The 25750-nt window shown below is 64.3% G+C and carries 12 protein-coding genes; 9 read left to right on the top strand and 3 right to left on the bottom strand.

The genetic code is table 11. The features are described from left to right. Positions 1–382: 382 nt before the first annotated feature. The gene (locus tag ACWTU8_RS04960; RefSeq protein ID WP_455847260.1) at positions 383–8299 is read right to left on the bottom strand and encodes a translocation/assembly module TamB domain-containing protein; all 7917 of its coding nucleotides are present in this window, start codon (positions 8297–8299) and stop codon (positions 383–385) included. Continuing rightward, positions 8299–10227 carry an autotransporter assembly complex protein TamA gene (locus tag ACWTU8_RS04955; protein ID WP_455847259.1) on the bottom strand — a complete coding sequence of 643 codons (1929 nt, stop codon included), beginning with the start codon at positions 10225–10227 and terminating at the stop codon, positions 8299–8301. The genes ACWTU8_RS04960 and ACWTU8_RS04955 overlap by 1 nt, the downstream gene beginning before the upstream one ends. Positions 10228–10603: 376 nt before the next feature. Between ACWTU8_RS04955 and ACWTU8_RS04950 the strand changes: the two genes are divergently transcribed. From ACWTU8_RS04950 to ACWTU8_RS04910, 9 genes are all read left to right on the top strand, one after another. Continuing rightward, positions 10604–16093 (top strand): alpha-2-macroglobulin family protein, encoded by a 5490-nt coding sequence (locus ACWTU8_RS04950; RefSeq protein ID WP_455847258.1) that lies wholly within the window; start codon positions 10604–10606, stop codon positions 16091–16093. A 195-nt stretch (positions 16094–16288) separates the two neighbouring features. After that, positions 16289–18394, top strand: coding sequence for a penicillin-binding protein 1C (pbpC, locus tag ACWTU8_RS04945; RefSeq protein ID WP_455847257.1), 2106 nt, complete (start codon positions 16289–16291; stop codon positions 18392–18394). A 1-nt stretch (position 18395) separates the two neighbouring features. Further along, a complete protein-coding gene (locus ACWTU8_RS04940) occupies positions 18396–19118 on the top strand; it encodes a M15 family metallopeptidase (RefSeq protein WP_455847256.1) in 723 nt (240 codons plus the stop codon). A gap of 243 nt (positions 19119–19361) precedes the next feature. Next, positions 19362–20390 (top strand): sulfate ABC transporter substrate-binding protein, encoded by a 1029-nt coding sequence (locus tag ACWTU8_RS04935; protein ID WP_455847255.1) that lies wholly within the window; start codon positions 19362–19364, stop codon positions 20388–20390. Between the two features lie 32 nt (positions 20391–20422). Beyond that, on the top strand, positions 20423–21274 hold the full coding sequence (gene cysT, locus ACWTU8_RS04930) for a sulfate ABC transporter permease subunit CysT (protein ID WP_455847254.1): 852 nt from the start codon (positions 20423–20425) through the stop codon (positions 21272–21274). Next, positions 21267–22151: a sulfate ABC transporter permease subunit CysW gene (gene cysW, locus ACWTU8_RS04925; RefSeq protein ID WP_455847253.1), complete on the top strand. Its 885-nt coding sequence runs from the start codon at positions 21267–21269 to the stop codon at positions 22149–22151. The genes cysT and cysW overlap by 8 nt, the downstream gene beginning before the upstream one ends. A gap of 78 nt (positions 22152–22229) precedes the next feature. After that, complete coding sequence (locus ACWTU8_RS04920; protein ID WP_455847252.1) at positions 22230–23270, top strand: sulfate/molybdate ABC transporter ATP-binding protein; 1041 nt, start codon at positions 22230–22232, stop codon at positions 23268–23270. Positions 23271–23470: 200 nt separating this feature from the next. After that, complete coding sequence (locus ACWTU8_RS04915; protein WP_455847251.1) at positions 23471–24457, top strand: sulfate ABC transporter substrate-binding protein; 987 nt, start codon at positions 23471–23473, stop codon at positions 24455–24457. A gap of 250 nt (positions 24458–24707) precedes the next feature. Further along, positions 24708–25157, top strand: a complete 450-nt coding sequence (locus ACWTU8_RS04910; RefSeq protein WP_029351604.1) for an RrF2 family transcriptional regulator — start codon at positions 24708–24710, stop codon at positions 25155–25157. A gap of 38 nt (positions 25158–25195) precedes the next feature. On the opposite strand, the gene ACWTU8_RS04905 is transcribed toward ACWTU8_RS04910, so the two are convergent. Next, on the bottom strand, positions 25196–25744 hold the full coding sequence (locus ACWTU8_RS04905) for a gluconokinase (protein WP_455847250.1): 549 nt from the start codon (positions 25742–25744) through the stop codon (positions 25196–25198). Between the last annotated feature and the right edge of the window lie 6 nt (positions 25745–25750).

The raw sequence follows: 25750 nt of genomic DNA, 5'->3' as shown, positions 1-25750 counted from the left end.
GCTTTCTGCCTTTTACCATTCCGCATCCGGGCCATGATGTCAAAAACGGCACGGGTTGGGAACATGCCAAGGAATGTGCAACTTTGGAAGGGAAGCAGTTCGCGTGATAACGACAGTCTTGGCGCAAAATTGCTATTGCCCGGCAGATTTCGTTCGAATCTCCGGGATCGATCAAAGTGAGACATTCACGACAGCGCCGCGCGTCCTCTGGGGCGCGCAAAAGACACTGTAGCACTTTGATTTTGCGCATAATCCCTAACCGAAAGTCGGTTCCGATTTCCGGCGTCATGCGCGCAGCTTTGCACAGCGCCAGCCGATCCCGGACAGGGTGCCAAAACGGCGACAATTGTCGGATTGCCAGACCCTCTCGCGTCGGCCGGCTTCAGTACTCGCGCTCGTAGAAAACGCCGCCCTTGGCTTCGCCGGCGTCTGTGGCCTCGCCGCGCAATTTGACGCCGCGCCCGACGTCGAGATCGATCGCCGCCTTGCCCGAACCCGGCTTGTCGCCCTTCTGAATGGTCACATAGGTGCGGTCGTTGAGATATTTGCCCGCCGAGACCGCGGTGCCGCCTTCCTCGTCGGTGATGACGTCGAGATCGTCGACGCCGATCGCGCTGCGCAGGTTCTGGAGCAGCGAGGTCGAGCCACCGACACCGGCCAGCTGCGCGGCGGCTTCGGCAAGCTGGGCGATCTGCAGCGGCGACAGGTTAGACATCGAGCGGCCGAAAATCAGTTGCGCCAGGACCTCGTCTTCCGGCAGCGCCGGCACCGACGAGAAGTTGAATTTCGGATTGGTCGCCTCGCCCGATACCACGATGGTGACGGTGGCGCTGCTCGTCGTCGACGTCGCCGTGAGGTTGAGATAAGGCACCAGCGAGCCTGAAAAGCCGACCGTGCCTTCGGTGAAGGTCAGCCGCTTGGCGAGGATCGTCAGCCGCCCGCGCTGCAAGGTGAAGGTGCCAACGGCCTGCGGCGACGATGCCGGGCCGGTCAGCCGCAGCGAGCCGCCAAGCTGGGCATCGACACCCCTACCCTGGATGAATATCTGGCTCGGCGCGTTGACCGTGACATCGAGGTTGAGGCCGCCCCCACCGCTGCTGCCGCTCGCCGTCGCCGGACGCAACGCCTTGTCCTGCGCGCGCACGGCGGCCGGTGCGTTCTTGTGCTTGACGTTGAGCGCCGCAAGCGAGCCCGGCAGCTTCTCGGGAACGGTGATGACTGTCTTGGCCAGGTTGATCGTACCCGAGATCACCGGCGCCGACGCGAGCGGCCCCTTGATGGTCAGGTCGCCACCGAGATTGGCGGTGACCACCCTGCCGTCGGTGTAGCGGCCGTCGACGAGCTTGACCGACAGGTCGGCCGGAAAACCTTGCGCCGGATTGATACCGACCGTGCCGCTGGCCGACAGGCTGCCGCGCGTCGACAAATTGCCAGTCAGGCGGTTGATCCTGGCGACGCCACCGCCGATCGCCACATCGGCGGTGATATCGTTGATCGCAAGTCCCGAGCGTGCATCGATCAGGCGGGCACCTGAAGTGCGGACCGTGCCTGTGATGACCGGCGACGTCGCCGGGCCGCGCACCTTCAAATTGACGTCGGCCGTGCCGCTCAAAGACAGGCCTTGCGCGGCAAGTGTCCGGGTGAGGAAAGCGAACGGCACCTTGCCGGCAAAGTCGAGATCAAGGGTGGGCGTACCTGATGTCGTCATCGTGCCGCCGCCCTTGAGGCCGAGACCGGCGGCATCGCTCATGCTGGCGTCGAAGGTCAGCCTGTTGCCAGAATATGTTCCGGAGGACGAAACGCCCATGCCGCCGAAACCGGCACCGCGGGTCTGCGACGTCTGGACGCCTGCGGCGTCGATCTTGAAGGCGACGGCCGGGTTGGCCGGCGCGCCCGTCACCTTCACCGTGCCCGATATCGAGCCGGCGGCATCGAGGCCCGGCGAGAAACTGTTGGCGAGCGACATCGGCACCCGCGCCAGCGTCGCGTTGAGATTGAGCGCCTCCCCGACCTTGCCCGAAACCGTCGCCGTGCCGCCGCCGAGGTTGAGTGCGAGCTTGTCCAGGCTGGTCGTGCCGTTGGCGATGGTGATGGTCGAGGCCTGAGCGATCGCCGCCTTGATGCCGCGCATGGTCGCCTGGCCGGAGGCGAGTTCGACGGTCGTCGTGCCGTTGGCGACCCTGACGCGGCCGGCGGCCCTGGCCGGAATGTCCTTGACGGTGGCGCCGCCGGAAAAGCCGGTCCAGTCGCCGTCACGCTTGAGATCGACATCGATGCCGCGAATGACGGTGCCGCCGGAGGTGACGCTGTCGGCACGGATCTTTCCGGAGATCACCGGTGCCGCGAGATAGTTGGCGATCGATGCATCGATAGTGACCGTCCTTGCCGAAACATCGCCGCGTGAAATCGAAGCCGTCGAAGCCTTGATGGTGACCTCAGGCGCATTGCCGGTCTTCGAGAAGACGATCGTGCCACGCACGTCGCCTTCCGCCTTTTCCAGCGCAAGGGCTGCGAGCGGTCCGATATCAGGCAGGTCGAGCGCCACGGTGCCATCAGGCACGAACGCCTCGTCAAGTGCCAGGTCGCCTGATACCCGGTTCTTGCCGAGTGACAGCAAAAGCCCGTTGATGGCGCGCTTGCCGTCTGACGTCGCCAGCACGGCACGGCCTTGCAGGGGCTGGCCCGCGACATTTCCGGTCAGTTGGACATTGGCCGCCGGGTTGGCGGCATCGGCCTTGCCGGTGGCGGTGAGCCTCAACCCGGTGATCTCGCGTTCGGCCACCGAGAGCCGGTCGCTGTTGACCGTCAGCGACAGGTCAGGCGCGGTGCCGGCGCCTTGCGCGTTCAGCGCGAAAGCGATGGCGCCCTTGGCATCCCCGGACAGAAGCGAGATGTCGGCCAGCGCGCCCTTGATGTCGGCGGCGAGTTTATTGTCGGCAAGGCTGGCCTGCCCGTCGGCGGTCAGCGCGCCGGACACCAGTCTGATCGCGTTGGCTGTGACATCGCCATTGGCGTCACGCTTCAACGCGGCACTGAGTTCTGTCCGCTCCGCGAGCACACCGCGCGCTGCCGCCGGCAGCGCCGCGGAAACGACGTCGGTCTTGACGTTGAGGTCGATGGCGCCTTCGGCCAGCGAGACCTTTCCGTTGAAGGTGCTGTTCAGCGCATCGCCCGTAACCGACCCGCTGTCGATGACGAAGGTATCGGTAGCGAGATCGCCGGCGACCTTGGCAGTGATCTTTCCGGCGAGCAGCGGCGCGATGGTCGGATTGTCCAGACCGATCTTGTCCGCCGTCACCGTGCCGGAGATCGGCCCTGTCCGGCTTTTCACGTCGAAGGCGTCCGAGTGCAATGCTAGGGTGAACCCCTCGACCTTAGCTAGGTTGGTGGCGGCCGAAGGCAGAACAGCGGAGATATCGAGCTTCGGCTGCGTGCCCTGCCCTGCAGCCTTTACCGAAAGCGCCTGCAGCTCGAGCTTGATCGGGCTCTCGGTGCTGCCAAGCGCCAGAGGCAGGCTCGGGCCGGTCGAGGCCAGGTCGAGCGCAAAATCGCTGGCGCCGTTCGGGTTGATGGTGCCGGCGGCCTTGCCGGAAATTTTGTTACCGGCAAGCATCGCGTGGTCGATGGCGACGCCGCCGGCGGACGAGAAACTGCCTGCCGCATCGAAGGTGAGCGGCCCGAGCCCCGCCTGGCGGGTCTGGCTGGTCTCGGCGCCGCTGAGCTGCGCATTGAAACGAATGTTGGGGGCTGCCGACGGTCCCGTCACTTGCGCTGTTCCGCCGAGCGTGCCCGCGGCGTCGAGGCCCGGTGAAAAATCATTGGCGAGGGCGGCCGGCAGCGCGGAAAACTCTGCCGCGATGTCGAGTGTCTGGCCGGCGGTGCCGGACACGGTCACCGATCCGCCGCCGACATCGAGCAGCAGCTTTTCGATGCTGGCCGTGCCATTGGCGATGTTTAAGCTCGACGGCTGCGCGACCGCTGCCCTGATGCCGCGAATGGTCGCGTCGCCGGAAGCGATCTCGACGCTTGTCGTGCCGTCCGCGATCTTCACCCTGCCTTCGGCCGTGGCCGGAATGCCGGCGACGGTGGCGCCGCCGGAAAACCCGGTCCAGTCGCCGTCACGCTTGAGATCGACATCGATGCCGCGAATGATGGTGCCGCCGGAGGTGACGCTGTCGGCACGGATTTTTCCGGAGATCACCGGTGCGGCGAGATAGTTGGCAATCAGCGCATCGATGGTGACCGTCTTTGCCGAAACATCGCCGCGCGAAATTGAATCTGTGGTCGCCTTGATGGTGACATCAGGCGCATTGCCGGTCTTCGAGAAGGCGATCGTGCCACGCACGTCGCCGTTAGCTTTTTCCAGCGCCAGGGCTGCGAGCGGACTGATATCGGGTAGATCCAGCGAGACCGTGCCGAGCGGCAGGAATCTATCGTCGAGAGCAAGATCGCCCGAAACTTTGTTGTCGCCCAGCGACAGGCTTAGTCCGTCTATGGACCGCTTTCCCTGGCGCGTTACCAGTGACGCCTTGAAATCGAGTGGCTCATCATTGACGGATCCGGTGAGCGAAATATCGGCCGCCGGGCTGGCGATGTCGCCCTTCCCCGTCGCGGTGAGCTTTAGCCCGGTGATTTCTCGCGCCGCCACCGAAAGCCGGTCGCTGTCGACCGTCAGTGACAGGTCCGGCGCTGTGCCGGCGCCTTGCGCGTTCAGCGCGAACGTTATGGCGCCCTTGGCATCCCCGGACAGAAGCGAGATGTCGGCCAGCGCGCCCTTGACGTCGGCGCTGACCTTGTTGTCGGCGAGGCTGGCCTGCCCGTCGGCGGTCAGCGCGCCGGATACCAGCCTGATGGCGTGGGCGGTGACATTGCCGTTGGCGTCGCGCTTTAGTGCCGCGCTGAGCTGCGTCCGCTCGGCGAGCACGCCGCGCACTGCCGCCGGCAGTGCTGCGGAAGCCGCATCCGCCCTGAGGTTGAGATCGATGGCGCCGTCGGCCAGCGAGACCCTTCCATTAAAGCCGCTGTCCAGTGCCTCGCTCGTCACCGAGCCGCTGTCGATGACGAAGGTATCGGTAGCGAGATCGCCGGCGACCTTGGCGGTGATCCTGCCGGCGATCAGCGGCGCGATGGTCGGATTGTCCAGGCCGATCTTGTCCGCCGTCACCGTGCCGGAAATCGGCCCTGTCCGGCTTTTCACGTCGAAGGCGTCCGAGTGCAATGCCAGGGTGAGCCCCTCGACCTTAGCTAGGTTGGTGGCGACCGACGGCAGTGTCGCGGAGATATTCAGCGTCGATTGCATGCCCTGCCCCGCGACCTCCACCGACAGCGCCTGCAACTCGAGATTGATCGGGCTCTCGGTGCTGCCAAGCGCCAGCGGCAGGCTCGGGCCGGTCGAGGCCAGGTCGAGCGCAAAATCGCTGGCGCCGTTCGGGTTGATGGTGCCGGCGGCCTTGCCGGAAATTTTGTCACCGGCAAGCGTCGCGTGGTCGATGGCAACGCCGCCGGCGGACGAGAAACTGCCTGCCGCATCGAAGGTGAGCGGCCCGAGCCCCGCCTGGCGGGTCTGGCTGGTCTCGGCGCCGCTGAGCTGCGCACTGAAACGAATGTTGGGGGCTGCCGACGGTCCCGTCACTTGCGCCGTTCCGCCGAGCGAGCCCGCGGCGTCGAGACCGGGTGAAAAATCATTGGCAAGGGCGGCCGGCAGCGCGGAAAACTCTGCCGCGAGGTCGAGCGTCGGGCCGGCGGTGCCGGACACGGTCACCGATCCGCCGCCGACATCGAGCAGCAGCTTCTCGATGCTGGCCGTGCCATTGGCGATGTTTAAGCTCGACGGCTGCGCGACCGCCGCCTTGATGCCGCGAATGGTCGCTTCGCCGGAAGCGATCTCGACGCTTGTCATGCCGTCCGCGATCTTCACCCTGCCTTCGACCATGGCCGGAATGTCCTTGACGGTGGCTCCGCCGGAAAAGCCGGTCCAGTCGCCGTCACGCTTCAGATCGACATCGATGCCGCGAATGACGGTGCCGCCGGAGGTGACGCTGTCGGCACGGATTTTTCCGGAGATCGCCGGTGCCTTGAGATAGTTGGCGACCAGCGCGTTAACGGCGGTGGTCTTTGCCGCCAGATCGCCGCGCGAAATAGACCCGCTCGTCAGATCGATCGCGACCGTCGGCGCGCCACCATCACTCGACAGGCGGATGCTGCCCTGCACGTCGCCTGCCGCCGTCTGCCCGGCAAGAGCGGCCAGCGGCCCGATATCGGGCGCTTCGAGTGTCAGCGTGCCGAGTGGCAGCAAGCTGTCGTCGAGAGCGAGATCGCCCGAGACCTTGTTGTCGGCCAGCGACAGGCTAAGCCCGTTAAGGGAACGCTTTCCGTCACGCGTGATCAACGATGCCCTGAGATCGAGCGGCTGATCATCGACGGACCCGGTCAGTGAGACATCGGCAGCGGGATTGGCGATGTCGGCCTTGCCCGTCGCAGTCAGCTTGATCGTCTTGACCGTACGGCCCGACGCCGTCAGGCTGTCGCTGTCGGCCGAGACCGAGAAATCCGGCGCCGTGCGCGCGCCGCTCGCCGTCAGCGCGAAATCGACGGCCCCGCCGACCGGTACGCCAACCATCGGCGACAGCACCGAAACGTCGCCGAGCGTACCCTTGATGTCGGCCTGGATATCGGTGCCCGTCGCGCTGGCGGTGCCGCTGGCGCTGAGCGAGCCTGAAGTGAGTTGCAGCGCATTGGCGGCAAAGGAACCTTGCGGGTCACGGGTCGCGGTCGCCGAGAATGTCACGCGCTTGCCCAGAACCGAGCGGATCTGCGGCGGCAGCGCAGTCGAGACGGCATCGGCATTCATCTTGAGCGTCATCGCCAAATCGGCCAGCATCACCCTGGACGTCACCGAGGCATTGAGCGCATCGCTGCGCAGCGTGCCTTGATCGACGACGATTTCGTCCTTGCTGACCGATCCCGCGAGATCAGCGGTCACCCTGCCGGTCACCAGCGGCGCCAGCGTCGCCACGTCGGTGTTCAGGCCGCCGGCCGCAAGCTTGATGGTGACCGGTCCGCTGCGGTCCTGGATATCGAAGCCGTCGGAATGGATTTCAGCCACCAGATCGTCCACCCGCGTGCCGCCCGCCACCACCGAGACCAGAGACGCGCCGATGTCGACTATCGGCGCCTTGCCGCCGCCGAACGCGCGGGCCGTAGCGCCGGTGACCGCGACGGTCACGGGCTGCGCAGCAGTGCCGAGGCTGAGTACGATCGGTGGGCCCTTGGCGGCGAGCTCCACCGAAAGGTCGCTGGCGCCATTGGGGTCGATGATGCCCGCGGCCGTGCCATGCACGGCATCGCTGTCGATGCTGGCGCGTTCGACTTCGACGCCGCCCGTCACGATCGCGGTTCCGGCAAGGTCGAAACTGGTCTTGCCGGCAAACAAGGATTTCAGATTGTCCGGCAAGAAGCGCTGGAAATCGCCGTCGCCCTTTGCCTCGACATAGTTGCCCTTGTCGGTAAGCTGGTGGCGACCGGTGAGCTGGGTGACGATCTGGCCGTCGACGACGAAGGTACCGATGCCGCTCCAGTTGGCGACCGGCCCCGTGCCGGTGACGACGACGTTGATCGGCGGCGCATCCGGCAATTTGAGCAGATTGGCGATGATGCCGCCGGCCGGCTCGGATGCCTTCAGATCGAGATCGAGCTTGTTGTCGGCGGGCGCAAAATGGATGTTGGCGTCGACCTTGCCTTGCTTGCCGTCGTGGCGGGTGATGTTGAGGCTGGTTTCTAGCGCCAATGGCGCCGCGTCGGCCTTGAACGAACCCTTCGCCGCGAGCTCTGCAATACTGCTGCCGGCCAGGGCCTGCCCGAGCGCGATTTCTGGCAGGTCGATCTGCTTGATGTCGAGCGACACCGGCAGCGTGGGGGCGCCACCCTGGCTCGGCTGCGTGCCGGCAACCGGCAGCCGCGCCAGCTCGATGCGATCGGCGGCGATGCGGCCGGCGCTGAAGTTTTTCGACAGAAGCGCCAGCGGCGACCAGTCGACGGCCACCTTGCGCGCCACCAGCCAGGCGCCCTGGCGATCCTCCAGCACGACATGATCGACAGTGAGCGCGCCGGACCAGATGCCGTCGATGCCGCTGACCGTGACCTTGCGGTCATCGGTTGACGCCACGGTCGAGATGATGCCGGCGAGATTGTCGCGGCCGCGCTCGGTCTTGGTCAGCACGACGAGCGCACCGACCACCGCCGCCACTAGGATGAGCAGCGTGTAAAGGACAATGCGAAGGATGCGCTTGAACATTGTCATCAGAACGCCTGGCCGATGCCGGCATAGATGCCGAAATGCGGGTCATCGGGACCCCGGTTGAGCGGCACCGCCGCATCGATGCGCAGCGGTCCGAACGGCGTTATATAGCGCAGGCCGACGCCGGTGCCGACCTTCATGCCAGAAAAATCCGGGAATCGGTTGGTCGAGACGGTGCCGACATCGACGAACGGCACGACGCCGATCGTGTCGGTGATGGCGATGCGCATCTCGACCGAGGTCTCGAAGAAGGATAACCCGCCGATCGGCTCTCCGTCGATGTCCTTGGGACCGATGCCCTGATAGGCATAACCGCGCACCGAGCCGCCGCCGCCGGAATAGAAGCGGCGGTCGGCCGGAACATCCTGAAGGCCGGCACCGATGATCGAGCCGATGGCGACACGTTCGGCCAAGACGAACTTCGAGGCCGCGTCGAGCGACTGATAGGCCGATCCTTCGCCCCTCAGCTTGACGAAGGCCGCACCGTTCAAAATGTCGTAGCTCGGCTCGGCATAGGCCAGCGCCCTGAATCCCGTCGTCGGATTGAGCCGGCTGTCCCGGTTGTCGAAGACATATCGCAGCGGAATGCTGGCTATCAGATAGGTGTGCTTGCCGAAGGAATCGGTTATCTTCGAATAGTCGAGCGCGACTTCCGCGGAAACCGTCTGCTGCCTGTCCAGTTCATAAGACAGGCCGGTGTTGCCCTTGACCGAGAAATGGTCGTAGGCGTCGGGATGCTCTAATACGGTGTTGGCGCCGGCGAAGAATTTCGACGCCGGCCCGACCACGCCCGGTTTTTCGAACATGATGCCGGCATTGTAGTTGAGCTCGGTCAGCTCATTGCGGCCGATACCGCTGATTGCGCCCTCGATGCGCAGCTTTTCGGCACGGCCGAACAGGTTGCGGTGGCCCCAATAGCCTTCTAGGCCGAGCCCCTCGGTGTTGGAGAAGGTGCCGCCAAGGCCGAAATAGCGCGGCTTGCGCTCGCTCACTTCGACGCCGATCGGGATATTGCCGTCGGCGTCGAGACTGTCGGCCTCCTTCAGCGTCACGCTGTTGAAGACTTCCAGCCCGAGCAGGCGGTCGCGCGCCTCGTCGATCTCTTCCGGCGAATATTGGCGGCCGCGCTTCAGGCCGGTCATATATTCGGTGAAATCGCGGTCGACCTTTTCGGTGCCCTCGACCGTGGTGTCGCCGTAGCCGGCAACCGGCCCGGCCGCCACAGTCAGCGTCACGTCGAGCGTCGAGGTGGCGTGGTCGGCAATGATCTCGCGCTCCGTCACCTTGGCCAGCGGCCTGCCTTCCTCTTTGAGCGCCCGCACGATCGACGCCTCGGCCTTGAGCACGGCACCGGAACCCGCATCGCCGCCGGCGATCAGGCCGAAATCGGCGCCCGCCAGCCCCGCCGCATCGCCCGCCAGCCTGATGTCGCCAAGCGTGAATTTCGGCCCGGTCGCAATGTTGATCACCACCGGAATCGGCTGCGGACCCGAAAATTCGGCGTCGGGCGGCAAATCGTTGAGCGGCTTGCCTTCGATGGTGATGGTGACGACGCCCTCGTAACGGGCGTCCGCATAAAGTGCGGCGACAAGCTGATCGCGGTCGCCACGCGCCTTGGCCAGCAGGCCGAGCGAACCAGAGACTGGACGTTCTTCGTCGTCCTTCAGCGCCGAGGCGTTTTCGAGCTTCTCGGCCAGATCCTCGTCGGCGTCGGGCGCCTCGATGGTCACCGCATAGCGCAACGGATCGACGATGTCGGCATCTTCATCCTCCGACGATCCCCACAACTTGATGCCGAAGATCTCGAAAGCGGCCGCATTTCCGCTCGCGGCAACCAGTGCAGTCGAACATAGCAAGGAGAAAAGCAAGGCGAGCGAAAACACGCGCCGTGGCGCGGTTCCTCCCGACATCTGCTTTTCATACGCCGACATTACAACTCTACCCTAGCGTCCAAAGCTAAAATTGGAATGAAGTTCTGAATTGCTCGTAAAGGGGCCACAATCCAATTGTCTGAAATGGACAGGGCTTGGAATTCACACCTTCTGCGTCGCCGCAAGAATGCGTGATCCCTGTCCTATGGAGGTACTACCGGTCATCGGCCGGAAAGGAAACCGTTGGCAGGCGGAACCTGCCGCGTCCTCGTGTTGACAAGCGTGACTGAGCTTGAACATGTCTGGACGTTAGAGCGACGTGCGTCCATTCGGACGCACAAAGTACGCTCTAAGACTTTGAAGTGACGCATCGTGGTTTTCCGAAAATCGATTCCGATTTTCGGGCCGATGGGTAAGCAGTGTCTGGAGGAGTGTTATGGCAATGCGCGCGGCTCGTGGTCTGTCAATTCTTTTCCTTCTCTTTTTCGCCTGGGGCAGTGTCGCGCAAGCGGCCGAAGCACGCCGGGTGGTGACATCAGACAATTCCGACTATTTCGGATTCGATCTCAGATCCGACCAGAATGTCAGCCTCGACCAGTGCAGGACGACATGTCTCGGCGATCCCGCCTGCCGCGCCTTCACCTATAACCCCAAGGCCAAATGGTGCTTTCTCAAATCCGACTACAACACGCTGAAGCCCTTCAACGGCGCCGTCGCCGGCAAGATCGTCAACGTCGATGGTGACCCCGATATCGGCGCACCGCCGGAGCTCGCCTTCTTCCCCGCCTGGATGGCCGACCAGGCCCAGCAATATCGCAACAGGCTCACAGGCCCGGCCTACACCAAGCCCACCGAAGGGCTGACGGCGCTGCGGGAAGCTGCAAAACAAGCGTCGCAGACCGGCGACCACCGCTTGGCCATCCAAAAATACGAGGCTTTGGTTTCGGTATTGCCCGAAGATGGCCAGCTTTGGCTTGAACTGGCGCGGGAAACGCTCGCCGTGGAGCCGACCGCCAACAGCGCAGAGGCGTCCACCCTGCCGGCGAACGCCACCTCCGCCGGCTTCAACGCCTACAAATTGCTGCGCACCACAAAAACGCGCGCCGAAGCGCTGGCACTGCTTGGCGACGGGCTCGATCGCCGGGATCTCTCTCGGCCCGCCCTGCAGGCCTACGAAGCGAGCCTCGCGCTGGTCAGTTCGCCTTGGGTCTCGGCCGCCTATCAGGATCTCAAGGCCCGGAAGGGCTTCCGCGTCATCGATCACACGGTCGAAGCCGACACCAGTGCGCCGCGCATCTGCGCGCAGTTTTCCGAGGATCTGGTCAAGACCGGCGTCGACTATTCGCAATTCGTCACCGTCGACAACGCCGCTCCCAAGGGCGTCGAGGCGAAGGACAAGCAGATCTGCGTCGAAGGGCTCGAGCACGGCCAGCATTACGACGTGACCTTCCGCGCCGGCCTGCCGGCCGCCATCGGCGAGGTGATCACCGCACCGGTGGTGCTATCGATCTATGTGCAGGACCGCGCCCCGTCCGCCCGTTTCACCGGCGACAGCTTCGTGCTGCCTGCCGGCGCGCGCCGCGGTATTCCGGTCGTCACCGTCAACATGAACGCCGCCGAAATGAAGCTCTATCGCATCGGCGACCGCTCGCTGACCCAGCTTCTGTCCGGCTACCAGTTCCTGCGCCAGCTTGACGGCTATGACATCTCCAACATTTCCGATCAGATGGGCGAGCCGGTCTGGCAAGGCCAGCTCGACATCGCCAACGACCTGAACAAGGAAGTCACCACCTCCTTCCCGGTCGACGACGCGCTGCCGCAGCGAAAGCCCGGCGTCTATGTGCTGACCGCGCAACCGGTCGACGAGAATGGCGATGATAACGAAGATTATGATTCGCGCGCCACGCAATGGTTCGTCGTCTCCGATATCGGCCTGTCGACCTATACCGGACAGGATGGGTTGAACGTCTTTGCCCGTTCGCTCGGAACCGCCAAGCCGATCACAGGAGCTGAACTGACGCTGCTCGCCAGGAACAATGAAATCCTCGGCACTGCGATCACGGACGCTGAAGGCCGCGGCGTCTTCAACCCCGGACTGACGCGCGGCGACGGCGGCATGGTCCCGGCCGTGCTGACAGCCCAACAGGGCGACAGCGACTTCGTCTTTCTCGACATGGGCCGCGCCGGCTTCGACCTGTCCGATCGTGGCGTCACCGGGCGTCCGGCGCCGGGCGCGCTCGACGTCTATGCCTGGACCGAACGCGGCATCTACCGCGCCGGCGAGGACGTCCATGTTGCAGCGCTTGCCCGCGACGGCGCCGCCAAGGCCGTCGAGAACCTGCCGCTGACCTTCATCTTCACGCGTCCCGACGGCGTCGAGAACCGCCGCATCGTCAGCGACGGCGCATCGGCCGGCGGCCATGCCGTCGACCTGCCGCTCGAACCCAACGCCATGCGCGGCACCTGGACGGTGGCGATCCACACCGACCCCAAACAGGCGGCGGTCGCCAGCCAGATGTTCCTGGTCGAGGATTTCGTGCCGGATCGCATCGAGTTCGACCTGTCCTCCGACAAGCAGGAGATCGCGCAGGGCGAAACAGCCAACGTCACCGTCGACGGCCGCTTCCTTTATGGCGCGCCGGCCGCCGGGCTGGCGCTCGAAGGCGAACTGACGCTGTCGAGCACCCGTGACTGGGACCGCTTCAAGGGCTATTCCTTCGGCCTGGCCGACGAGCAGTCGGCGGAACCGTCAGTCACGCCGTTCACCGATCTGCCGGTGGTCGGTGAGGACGGCAAGGCGACCTTCCCGGTTTCCGTCGACCAGTTGCCCTCGACCACCAAGCTCGTCGATGCCAGGGTTACGGTCAGGATGCGCGAGACCGGCGGCCGCGCCATCGAGCGCTCGCTCAACATCGGCATCCGGCCGCAGGGCCATATGATCGGCATTCGTCCGGATTTCGACGGTGACGAGGTGCCGCAAAGCGGCACGGCGAAGTTCAGCCTGATCGCCGTCGACCCCGACGGCAGGCGCGAGGCGCTGCAGGGCGCGCAATGGTCGCTGGTCAAGGTCGAACGCAATTACCAATGGTACCGCTCAAGCAATTCCTGGAACTATGAGCCGGTCACCTTCACCAAGTCGGTGGCCAACGGCCAGGTCGACCTGACCGCCGACGGCGAGGCCACCGTCTCGCTGCCGGTCGACTGGGGCCGCTATCGGCTCGAGATCGAGACATCGGACCCGGAAGGCCCGGCGACCAGCTACGAATTCGACGCCGGCTGGTATGTCAGCTCCACCACCACCGAAACGCCTGACGGCCTCGAAATCGCCCTCGACAAGGACAACTACGCGGCGGGCGAAGTGGCCAAACTCAAAGTGTCGCCGCATTTTGCCGGCGAGCTGCTCGTCACCATCGGCGCCGACAAACTCTTGAAAATCGTCACCGCCAGCGTGCCGGCAGATGGCAGCACCATCGACATCCCGGTCGGCGACGACTGGGGCGCCGGCGCCTATGTCACGGCAACGCTGTTCAGGCCGGGCGATGCGCAGGAAACGCGCATGCCGGCGCGCGCCATCGGCGTCAAATGGCTGAAGGTCGATCCGGGCTCCAAGAAGCTCGCCGTCAGCCTGACGCCGCCGGACAAGACCATGCCGCGCCAGCAGCTGTCGATCCCGGTCTCCGTGGCCGGCGTGCAGCCGGGTGCCAACGCCTATGTCATGGTCGCGGCCGTCGATGTCGGCATCCTCAACCTGACCAATTACAAGGTGCCGGATCCTGAGACCTGGTTCTTCGGCCAGCGCATGCTCGGCCTTGAGGTACGCGACCTCTACGGCCGTCTGATCGACGGCTCGCTGGGCACACCAGGCAAGCTGCGCACCGGCGGCGACGGCGCCAACATACAATCGCAAGGCAGCCCGCCGACCGAAAAGCTGGTCGCCTTCTTCTCCGGTCCGGTCCCGCTCGATGCCGACGGCAAGGCGCGGATCGACTTCGACATCCCGCAATTCAACGGCACCGTGCGTGTCATGGCCGTCGCCTGGACTAAGGACGGGGTCGGCCATGCCCAGTCCGACGTGATCGTGCGCGATCCGGTGGTGATCACCGCCGGCCTGCCGCGCTTCCTGGCCCCTGAAGATTCGGCCGTCATGCGGCTCGACGTCACCGACGCCGACGGCCCGGAGGGCGACTATGCACTGTCGATAAACACCACCGCCAATCTTTCGACCGGCAGTGCCGCCCTGCCCGAAAAGCTGACGCTCGCCAAGGGTAAGCGGCAGACGCTAACCGTCCCGCTGATCGCTGAAACGCCGGGCAACGCCTCGATCACCATCAAGCTCGCCCATGCCGACGGCACCGCGGTCGAGCAGACGCTGTATGTTCCGGTGCGCCCGGCGCAATTGCCGGTGACCACCCGCATGGTGGTCGACCTCAAGGGCAATGGCGGGTCGCTGCGCGTCGACAAGGAGCTCCTGGCGGCAAGCGTGCTCGACGGCGCTTCTGTTAGCGTCGGCGTTTCGCAGGCGGCGGCCTTCGACGTGCCGTCGCTCCTGATGACGCTCGACCGCTACCCCTATGGCTGCGCCGAGCAGACCACCAGCCGCGCCATGCCGCTTCTCTATGTCAACGAGATGGCCTCGGGCGTCGGCATGGCCAGCGACGCCGACCTGCACGGCCGCATCCAGGACGCCATCTACAAGGTACTGAGCTACCAAGCCTCGGCCGGCAGCTTCGGCCTGTGGGGCCCGGCCTCCGGCGACCTGTGGCTCGACGCCTATGTCACCGACTTCCTGACCCGGGCGCGCGAGCAGAAATACGACGTGCCGACCCAGGCGATGAACCAGGCGCTGAGCAATCTGCAAAACGCGATCGGCTACGACCAGGACGTCAAGGATCGCGGCAGCCAGATCGCCTATGCGCTCTATGTACTGGCCCGCAACAAGAAGGCCTCGATCGGCGATCTGCGCTACTATGCCGACAGCCAGATCGAAGCCTTTACCAGCCCGATGGCCGTTGCCCAATTGGCGGCGGGCCTGGCGCTCTATGGCGACACGCAGCGCTCGGAAGCCACCTTCCAGGCCGCCCTGCAACTGGCCAATTCAAGCTCAGCATACGACTACTATAGGTCCGATTATGGCTCGCCGCTGCGCGACGGCGCGGCGATGCTGGCGCTTGCCGCAGAATCGAAGCCGGTGCCGACGATCGTGCCGGCGCTGATCAAGCGGGTGACGCAGGAACGCGCCGCCGTCAGATGGACCAGCACGCAGGACGAATCCTGGATGCTGCTGGCGGCCCGCGCACTGAAGGCCGGCAACGATTCGATCGCGCTGACCATCAATGGCGCGCCGCATGCCGGCGCCTATTCGGACCAGATCGCCGGCAGCGACATTGCCAACAGCCCGCTGACAGTCGCCAACACCGGCAGCAACCCGCTGCAGGCGGTCGTCACCACGGTGGCCTCGCCGATCCAGCCGCTGCCGGCCGGCGGCAACGGCTTCACCATCGGCCGCACCTACTACAAGCTCGACGGCACCGAAGCCAATGTCACGGAGGCGACCCAGAACGAACGCTATGTCGTCGTGCTCAATATCTACGAGCAGAACAAGTGGCCGTCGCGGCTCGTGATCACCGATCTGCTGCCGGCCGGCTTCGAAATCGACAATCCGGGCCTGGTTTCCAGCGCCCAGTTGTCGAACTTCTCGTGGCTGGCTCAGACCGACGCCGCCCATCTCGAATTCCGCGACGACCGTTTCGTCGCGGCCTTCAATCCGAACGATGGCGACGGCGACCGCAACATTACGCTCGCCTATGTCGTGCGCGCGGTGACACCGGGCACCTATGCCCATCCGGCTGCAACGGTCGAGGACATGTACCGGCCGCAATATTCGGCCCGCACCGCGACCGGGATGATGGAGGTTAAGGCGCCGTAAGGCGCCGATGGTGGCGAATATGGCGATGGCGCTGCCCCTCATTGCCCTGCCGGGCATTTCTCCCCGTACAGAGACGGGGAGAAAGAAGCTTGCGCCGAAGTTTTCGCCAACCTCAAACGTCGCAGAAAAGGCGCCAAGGGTCGTGACAGGCCCCTTCTCCCCGTCACTATACGGGGAGAAGGTGCCGGCAGGCGGATGAGGGGCAGCGCCGTGCTTTACCGAAAAATCCTGCGCCGTTCGGCCATCGCCGCCGCCTCCCTCGCCGGCTTTGCAGCAATCGCCGCGGGCGGGCTTTGGCAGCTCGACCGCGCCTTTCCGCCGCCGCTGCCGGCCGAACTCACCGTGTCGACCGAAGTGCAGGACCGCGACGGCCAGCTGTTGCGCGCCTTCGCCACGCCGGACGGCTATTGGCGGCTCGCCACCCGCCTCGACCAGGTCGACAAGCAGCTCGTCGACATGCTGGTGATTTACGAGGACAAGCGCTTCTGGGACCATGGAGGCGTCGACGTGCTGGCGCTGGCCCGCGCCGCCGGCCAGTTCTTAAACAGTGGCCGTATCGTCTCCGGCGGCTCGACGCTGTCGATGCAACTCGCCCGGCTGGCAGAGCCGCGCGACAGCCGCAGCCTAGGCTCGAAGATCAAGCAGATGCTGCGCGCCCTACAGATCGAGCGGCGGCTTACCAAGCGTGAGATCCTCGAACGCTATTTGACGCTGGCGCCCTATGGCGGCAACCTCGAAGGCGTGCGCGCCGCCTCGCTGGCTTATTTCGGCAAGGAGCCGAAGCGGCTGACGGTTTCGGAGGCGGCCCTGCTTGTTGCCCTGCCGCAATTGCCGGAAAAGCGCCGGCCCGACCGCAATCTCGCAATCGCTCATGCCGCCCGCGACCGGGTGCTGGCGCGCATGGTTTCATCGGGCCTGCTCGGCGAGCGCGAGGCCGCACGTGCCGCGCTCGACGACGTTTCAGGCGTCCGCCGCACGCTGCCGGCGCTCGCCGCTCACGCCGCCTACGCGGCGCTTTCCAAGGCCGGCCCCGGCCAGAAGCTACAACTGACGATCCGCAAAAGCGTCCAGGAAGGGCTGGAACAGGTGGCCAGGGATGCCGCAACCAGGCTCGGCCCCCGCCTGTCCGTCGCCATGGTGCTGGCCGACGCCCGCACCGGCGAGATCCTCGGCGAAGTCGGGTCTGCCAACTATTTCGACGCCAGCCGCTCCGGCTGGATCGACATGACCAGAATCGTCCGCTCGCCCGGTTCGACGTTGAAACCGTTCATCTACGGGCTCGCCTTCGAACAGGGCTTGGTCGCGCAGGAAACACTGATCGACGACAGTCCGACGGATTTTTCCGGCTACCGGCCGAAGAATTTCGACATGGGCTACCAAGGCGACGTCAGCATCCGGCAGGCGCTGCAACTGTCTCTCAACGTGCCGGCGATCAGTGTGCTCGACGCGGTCGGGCCGACGCGGCTGCTCGCGCGCTTCCGGCAGGCCGGCGTCACGCCGATCCTGCCCGTCAACAAGGCGCCGGGCCTCGCCATCGGCCTTGGCGGCGTCGGCGTGACGCTGCGCGACCTCGTCCAGCTCTATGCCGGGCTTGCCAATGGCGGCAAGGCCCACACGCTGCATGACGGCACCGAGCCGGCGAATTCCGAACGCTCCACAGCTACCATCCTTGACGATCAGGCGAACTGGCAGATCACCGACATATTGTCGGGCGTCAAGCCGCCCGAGAGTGCCGCCCGGCGCGGCATCGCCTACAAGACCGGCACCTCCTACGGCTACCGCGATGCCTGGTCGGTCGGCTTCGACGGGCGCTACGTGCTGGGCGTCTGGGTCGGCCGTCCCGATGCCGGCGCGGTGCCTGGCCTGTCCGGCTATGTCTCGGCCGCACCGATCCTGTTCGAGGGCTTTGTCCGCTCCGGCCTGGCTCCCGTGCCGCTGCCAGGCCAGCCGGCCGGCGTCACCAAACCCAGGCGCGACGATCTGCCGGTGACATTGGAGCGTTTCGGTTCTGGCGCCGACGGGCTGGTCCAGGCGACGCCGACCGAGCCTGCGCCGACGATCATCTTTCCGCCCGACGGCGCCCGCGTCGATCTCGGCACCACCGCCGCCAGGGCCTCGCCGCTGGTGCTGAAGCTGCAAGGCGGCCGCGCCCCGTTCCGCTGGCTGGCCAATGGCAAGCCGCTGGTCGGCATCGACCGGCGGCGCAGCGCGACCTGGCAGCCGGACGGCGCTGGCTATTCGACCCTGACCGTGATCGACGCGGTCGGGCGCGCGGCCAGCGTGAAAGTGTTCGTTGAATAGAATGCGCCAAACGATTCAGCGCATTACGTTTTGCGCCCTGCTATCGGCTGCCGGTACCGCCCCTGTTCTTTCCGCGGACCTCCCCGCCGGCTTCGTTCGGCTGGCCGACATCGATCCCACCATCCGGCAGGACGTCCGCTATGCCCGCACAGACAATTTCCTGCGCCGCAAGGCGGCCGGCTACGACGCGCCAGTATGCATCCTCACCGGGCGAGCGGCGGAAGCGCTCTCCGGCGTCCAGAAAGCGATTGCCGCCAAAGGACTGACGCTGGTCGTCTTTGACTGCTACCGCCCTGCGCGCGCCGTCTCCGACATGGGCGAATGGACGAGGGAAGGCGGACCACCCGACCCGCAATGGTATCCGGCGGTCAAGCGAAAGGACCTCATCGCCAAAGGCTATGTCGGTGAACTGTCGACGCATTCGCGCGGCTCGACCGTCGATGTCGCCATCGCGCGAGTCGACCGTAACACCGCTCCGAAACAGGCCTGTGGCGCGCCCGATGCCGACACGCTCGATTTCGGCACCGGCTTCGACTGTTTCGACCCGATGAGCGAAACGGCGCACCGTCCGCTCGCCGGGGAAGCAACCGCAAATCGCAAGAGGCTTGTCGAGGCCATGCGCGCCGGCGGCTTCAGGAATTATGCCCGCGAATGGTGGCATTTCACGCTGGAAAACGAGCCGTTTCCAAAGCAGCGCTTCGATTTTCCCCTCACCGCCGACTAAATCACTGATCGCTGCGAAGCAAATCGCGTCCAGACCACATCGAGCCATTGCCGAGGTGCGACCTTTCTCCAGACAGATCGCTGCATGAGCCCGGATTCGGCACCCCGCCGTCGAGAGGAAAGAATTTCTTCATAAGGCCAAAGATCGGCGGAAAATTGCTTCGAACGGACAAAAAAAGCAACATTGAGTGCATCTAATTTCTACCAATTCAGTAGATTTGAAGCGATCTCAACGGAGGCGTAAATGACCAATCCTCATTTCAGGAAACTGCTCGGCGCCCTGGTCGCTGCATCGGTCCAATTCGGAACAGTCGGTTTCGCGTTTGCCGATACCACCATCCTCAACGTGTCCTATGATCCGACGCGTGAGCTGTACAAGCAATTCGACGAGGCGTTTGTCGCCCACTGGAAGGCCGAGACCGGTGAGACGGTAACCGTCCAGCAATCGCATGGCGGGTCGGGCGCACAGGCCCGCGCCGTGATCGACGGCCTCGACGCCGACGTGGTGACGCTGGCGCTCGAAGGCGACATCAACGCCATCGTCTCGAAATCGAAGAAGATCAATCCCGACTGGCGGACCAAGTTCGAGAACAATTCGGCGCCCTACACCTCGACCATCGTCTTCCTCGTCCGCAAGGGTAACCCGAAGGGCATCCACGGCTGGGGCGATCTGGTCAAGGACGACGTCCAGGTGATCACGCCAAACCCCAAGACCTCGGGCGGCGCACGCTGGAACTATCTCGCCGCCTGGGCCTATGCCAACGCCAAGGGTGGCGGCGACGAAGCCAAGACCAAGGAATTCGTCGGCAATCTCTACGCCCATGTTCCGGTGCTCGACACCGGTGCGCGCGGCGCGACCGTAACCTTCGCGCAAAAAGGCTTGGGCGACGTGCTGCTGGCTTGGGAAAACGAGGCCTATCTGGCGCTCGACGAGTTCGGCGCCGACAATTTCGACATAGTCTACCCGCCGACCTCGATCCTGGCCGAGCCGCCGGTCGCTGTGGTCGACGCCAATGTCGATGCCAAGGGCACGCGAAAAGTCGCCGAAGCCTATCTGAGCTACCTCTACTCCAAGGAAGGCCAGACGCTGATCGCCAAGAACCATTATCGCCCGTCGAAGCCTGACCTGGTGCCGGCGGAGGACCTCGCCAAACTGCCGGAGATCAAGCTGATCACCATCGACGATCCACTTTTTGGCGGTTGGAAGAAGGCGCAGCCTTACCATTTCGGCGATGGTGGTATATTCGACCAGATCTATAAGCCGGCCCAGTAGACCCAGTAAGCTAGACTCTAGATCAGGACGACATGACCACAGCACCCGCAAAGGCGGGGTGGCGGTTCAGACAGCCGAGCGTCATTCCGGGTTTCGGATTGACGCTCGGCTTCTCTCTTGCCTACCTCACGCTCATCATCCTCATTCCCCTTTCGGGGCTGGTCTGGCGATCGGCCGCGCTCGGCTGGGCCGATTTCTGGGCGATCGCCACCGACCGCCGCACCACCAATGCGCTTGAAATCAGCTTCGGCACCGCCTTCATTGCCGCCGCGGTCAATGTCGTCTTCGGCACGATCGTCGCCTGGGTACTGGTGCGCTACAACTTTCCTGGCCGCCGCATCGTCGATGCCATGGTCGACCTGCCCTTCGCCTTGCCGACGGCGGTGGCCGGTATCGCGCTGACCACGCTCTACGCGCCGAATGGCTGGCTCGGGAGCTTGCTGGCACCGCTCGGCATCAAGGTTGCCTACACGCCGCTCGGCATCGTCATAGCGCTGATCTTCATCGGGCTGCCTTTTGTCGTGCGCACCGTTCAGCCGATCATGGAGGAGATCGACAAGGAGGTGGAGGAAGTGGCCGCGACGCTCGGCGCCAATCGCTTCCAGACCATCGCCCGGGTTCTGCTTCCGGGCCTGGCGCCGGCCATCGTCACCGGTTTCGCGCTGGCTTTCGCACGCGGCGTCGGCGAGTACGGCTCCGTCATCTTCATCGCCGGCAATCTGCCCTACAAATCCGAGATCGCGCCGCTTCTGATCGTCATCCGGCTGGAGGAATACAATTATGCGGCGGCGACCGCGATCGCGGCAATCATGCTCGCTTTGTCGTTCGTGATGCTTCTGGTCATCAATCTGGTGCAGACGTGGAGCCGCAAGCGCTATGGCTGATCCGGAGATCAAATCCTACGCACCACACCACGAAAGTCAGTCGGCGGCAGTGACCGAAAGCCGCCCGGCGAAAGCCGTGCTGATGATCGTGACCTTTGCCTTCCTCGGCATTTTCCTGCTCTTGCCGCTGATCGTCGTCTTCAACGAAGCCTTCGCAAAGGGCCTCAGTGCTTATACGGAGGCGCTGACCAACCCAGACACGCGCTCGGCGATCCACCTGACACTGCTGGTGGCGGCGATCTCGGTGCCACTCAACGTCGTCTTCGGCATCTCCGCCGCTTGGGCGATCGCCAAGTTCGAGTTCAAGGGCAAGGCCTTCCTCACCACGCTCATCGACCTGCCGTTTTCGGTCTCGCCGGTCATTTCCGGCCTGGTCTATGTGCTGTTGTTCGGAGCACAGGGCCTGCTCGGCGCCTGGCTGAAGGCGCATGGCATCGTCATCCTGTTTGCCGTGCCGGGCATCGTGCTCGCCACCATCTTCGTCACCTTCCCCTTCGTCGCCCGCGAACTGATTCCCTTGATGCAGGAACAGGGCAATGGCGACGAGGAGGCAGCGCTGTCGCTCGGCGCCAATGGCTGGCAGGCGTTCTGGTACGTGACGCTGCCCAACGTCAAATGGGGGCTGCTCTACGGCGTCTTGTTGTGCAATGCCCGCGCCATGGGCGAGTTCGGCGCGGTCTCCGTCGTGTCGGGCCACATACGCGGATTGACCAACACCATGCCGCTGCATGTCGAAATCCTTTATAACGAGTACAATGCCGCAGCCGCCTTCGCCGTCGCTTCACTACTTGCGAGCCTGGCGCTCGTCACGCTGGTCTTGAAAACACTTCTCGAAATGCGCTACGGCGCCGAGCTCGCCGCGACGCGCGGACACTAGAAATAAAGAGTTTGATGTCGCCCAAAGTGCGTAGCAGTTTCGGGATAACGACATGCATCGACAAAAAAGGGACGGTTGATGGAAGTTCGCGTTGCCAACGTGCGCAAGGAGTTTGAGCGGTTTCCGGCCCTCCACGACGTTTCGCTCGACATCAAGTCCGGCGAGCTGATCGCGTTGCTCGGACCCTCCGGCTCCGGCAAGACAACGCTGCTCAGGCTGATCGCCGGGCTGGAGCGGCCGACGAAAGGAACGATCTTCTTCGGCGAGGAGGATGCGTCGCAAAAGTCGATCCAGGAGCGCAATGTCGGCTTTGTCTTCCAGCATTATGCGTTGTTTCGCCATATGACGGTCGCCGACAATATCGGCTTCGGCCTCAAGGTCCGGCACGGGCCGACACGTCCGTCGGCGCAGGAAATCCGCCGCCGTGCCTCCGAGCTTCTCGATCTCGTCCAGCTTTCCGGCTTGGAAAAGCGCTATCCGGCGCAGCTTTCGGGCGGCCAGCGCCAACGCGTGGCGCTTGCCCGCGCCATGGCGATCGAACCGGCCGTGCTTTTGCTCGACGAGCCGTTCGGAGCGCTCGACGCCCAGGTCCGCCGCGAGCTGCGCCGCTGGCTGCGTGACATCCACGACGCTACCGGCTACACCACGGTCTTTGTCACCCATGACCAGGAAGAAGCGCTTGAGCTTGCCGACCGCGTCGTGGTGATGAGCCAGGGCAGCATCGAGCAGGTCGGCACCGCCGATGAAATCTACGACACGCCGAATTCACCCTTCGTCTACGGCTTCATCGGCGAATCGAGCTCGCTTCCCGTCAAGGTCGAGGACGGCCAGGTCTGGATCGCCGATCGCCCGATCGGGCTGTCCGCGCCGCAGGCACCGCAAGGCGAAGCGACGCTGTTCTTCCGTCCGCACGATGTCGAACTGGTAGACGAATGCAACGGCTGCATCGCCGGCACGGTCGCCGCCAGCCGCCGCGTCGCCGGCACCAGACGGGTGGAGCTCGAAATTGGCGGCGAGCGTCAGCGGGTCGAGGTCGAGCTGCCCGTCGACCATCCGGCGGCGCAGAAAAGCCGGGTGGCGTTCAGGCCGCGGCGCTGGAAGCTTTTTCCGGCTGTGTAGAAGGCTGTATCTAAACGGGCTACCTCGGCGTGCTGAGAACACGCCGAAATGCATCTGCTTGGAAGAAAATCCTATCAACGGGCCGTTTCGGCAATCCTTTTTCTCACAGCAACACCATAGATCCGGGTTGCGTGCCTCGTCGCGTCAGGCATCGCCCGATTATCCTTCTGCGATAAACGGCATTTCAGGAGCGTGTTTTCATGAAGCGATTTTTGCTTGGCGTCGCCACATTGGCCGGCCTGTTCCTGGCATCCTCCCAAGCGTGGTCGGCCGACAAATTGCTGAACGCGTCCTATGATGTCGGCCGCGAACTGTTTGCGCAGGTGAACAAGGCCTTCGTCGCCGAGCACCCCGGCGTGACCATAGATCAGTCGCATGCCGGGACGTCGGCGCAGGCACGTGCCATCGCCGAGGGCCTCGGCGCCGATGTCGTCACCTTCAACCAGGTCATCGACATCGACTTCCTGGTCTCGAAGGGTCTTATCTCCGCCGACTGGCAGAAGGACTTCCCCGACAACGCCTCGCCTTTCTATTCGCTGCCGTCCTTCCTGGTGCGCGCCGGCAATCCGAAGAACATCAAGGATTGGGACGATCTCGTGCGCAACGACGTGCAGGTGATCTTCCCCAATCCGAAAACGTCGGGTAACGCGCGCTACACCTATCTTGCGGCCACCGCCTACGCAAAGGAAGCCTTCAAGGGCGACGATGCCAAGGTGAAGGAATTCGTCACCAAACTGTTCAACAATGTCCCGATCTTCGACTCCGGCGGGCGCGCCGCGACCACCACCTTCGTGCAGCGCGAGATCGGCGACGTGCTGATCACCTTCGAGTCGGAAACGCGCGGCGTCCGCAGGGAGTATGGCGATGACAAGTTCGAGCAGGTGACGCCTTCGGTCAGCCTGCTGGCGGAGTTTCCAGTGGCGATTGTCGACACGGTCGCCGACGAGCATGGCACGCGTGACCTCGCCAGGACTTATCTCGACTTCCTCTACACGCCGCAGGGCCAGGACATCGCCGCCCGCAACGGACTGAGGGCTCGCGACGCGGCGGTCGCCGCCAAATACAAGGCTGAGTTTCCCGATGTCCGCCTGCTGACGGTGGAGGACGTCTTCGGCGACTGGGCCAAGATCCAGGCCGAGCATTTCGCCGCGGGCGGGTTGCTCGACCAGACTTATGGCAGCCGCTGAGCAAGCGATCTTCGAACTTGAAGCGAAGCCGGCTTTTGCCGGCTTTCTTCGTTTTCGCGGTCCGGAAAGGTGATTTCGCGCATTTCCGGCCGCACCATCCAAAACGTCACGAAGAATCAACGTGTTTGTGCCTACTGTGCCATCAGACGGCTTGTTTTCGCGAAACTGCGTCGTGCGACCAAACGTCATGATTTACACACAAACAACCGCCAGATGCGGGCGGTTGGGGTTTTCATGAACTGAATCGAGCATGCTTACCAAAAAAGGCAAATACGGCCTCAAGGCCCTCGTGCATCTGTCAGGCTTGCCGGTCGGTCAGCTCGCATTCGTCAACGACATTGCCGTCGCCAACAACATCCCGAAGAAATTCCTGGATGCCATTCTGGGCGAATTGCGCAATGCCGGCTTCGTCCAGAGCCGCAAGGGCAAGGAAGGCGGCTATCGCCTCGCCCGGCCGGCCTCCGAGATCAAGATCGGCCATGTCGTGCGTGTCCTCGACGGGCCGCTGGCGCCAATCCCTTGCGCCAGCCGCACCCAATATCAGCGCTGCGAGGATTGCGACGAGGCGACATGCCAGGTCCGGAACATGATGCTGGAGGTGCGCCAGGCGATCGCCGAGGTGCTGGACAATCGCAGCCTCGCCGCGATGCGCGACGCCGACAATGACGATTTTCCAGTCGAGCTGACATCGCAGATCTGATCAGGCGCCCCTGAAGCGGATCCGCGCCGGCCACCGGCTCATGAATTCGCCTCGAACAGGCCCATGACGTCGCCGACAATGTCGGCGATCGGGCGCGTCGCATCGAGCGTCAATGCGTTCTCGTCGGCTGCCGGCACTTCTAGCGTAGCGAACTGGCTGTTGACCAGGCTTGCCGGCATGAAATGGCCCTGGCGGGAGCCGACACGCTGCTTCGCGGTCGCGGGATCGATTTCCAGATAGAGGAAAACGATGTCCTGGCAAAAGCCGCGCAGACGCTCGCGGTAGCTGCGCTTTAGCGCCGAACAGGCGGCCACCACGCCCTGGCCATCGCCGACCGATCCCGCAATGCGCCGGCCGATCGCGTCGAGCCAGCCTTCGCGCAATGCGTCGGTCAGCGGCTCGCCGCTTGCCATGCGCGCGACGTTTTCCGGCGGATGCAGCCGGTCGCCCTCGACGAAGATGGCGCCCAACGCTGCGGCCAACGCTTCGCCGACGGCCGACTTGCCACAACCGGCGACGCCCATCACTACGACGGCCGGTGCGGGCCGAACGCGATGCCCCTGCGTTTGTGCTGCCTTTTCGTCCACGATGCG

The sequence above is a fragment of the Mesorhizobium sp. BHbdii genome, assembly GCF_053848045.1.
The sequence above is the reverse complement of the archived record's forward strand: the minus strand, read 5'-3'. Positions and strand labels throughout refer to the sequence as shown.

Coding starts and splice junctions, on each gene's coding strand:
- ACWTU8_RS04960 (WP_455847260.1), bottom strand. CDS start 8,299: ATGACAATGTTCAAGCGCATCCTTCGCATTGTCCTTTACACGCTGCTC.
- pbpC (WP_455847257.1), top strand. CDS start 16,289: ATGAGGGGCAGCGCCGTGCTTTACCGAAAAATCCTGCGCCGTTCGGCC.
- ACWTU8_RS04920 (WP_455847252.1), top strand. CDS start 22,230: ATGGAAGTTCGCGTTGCCAACGTGCGCAAGGAGTTTGAGCGGTTTCCG.
- cysW (WP_455847253.1), top strand. CDS start 21,267: ATGGCTGATCCGGAGATCAAATCCTACGCACCACACCACGAAAGTCAG.
- ACWTU8_RS04955 (WP_455847259.1), bottom strand. CDS start 10,227: ATGTCGGCGTATGAAAAGCAGATGTCGGGAGGAACCGCGCCACGGCGC.
- ACWTU8_RS04940 (WP_455847256.1), top strand. CDS start 18,396: ATGCGCCAAACGATTCAGCGCATTACGTTTTGCGCCCTGCTATCGGCT.
- ACWTU8_RS04950 (WP_455847258.1), top strand. CDS start 10,604: ATGGCAATGCGCGCGGCTCGTGGTCTGTCAATTCTTTTCCTTCTCTTT.
- ACWTU8_RS04910 (WP_029351604.1), top strand. CDS start 24,708: ATGCTTACCAAAAAAGGCAAATACGGCCTCAAGGCCCTCGTGCATCTG.
- ACWTU8_RS04915 (WP_455847251.1), top strand. CDS start 23,471: ATGAAGCGATTTTTGCTTGGCGTCGCCACATTGGCCGGCCTGTTCCTG.
- ACWTU8_RS04935 (WP_455847255.1), top strand. CDS start 19,362: ATGACCAATCCTCATTTCAGGAAACTGCTCGGCGCCCTGGTCGCTGCA.
- cysT (WP_455847254.1), top strand. CDS start 20,423: ATGACCACAGCACCCGCAAAGGCGGGGTGGCGGTTCAGACAGCCGAGC.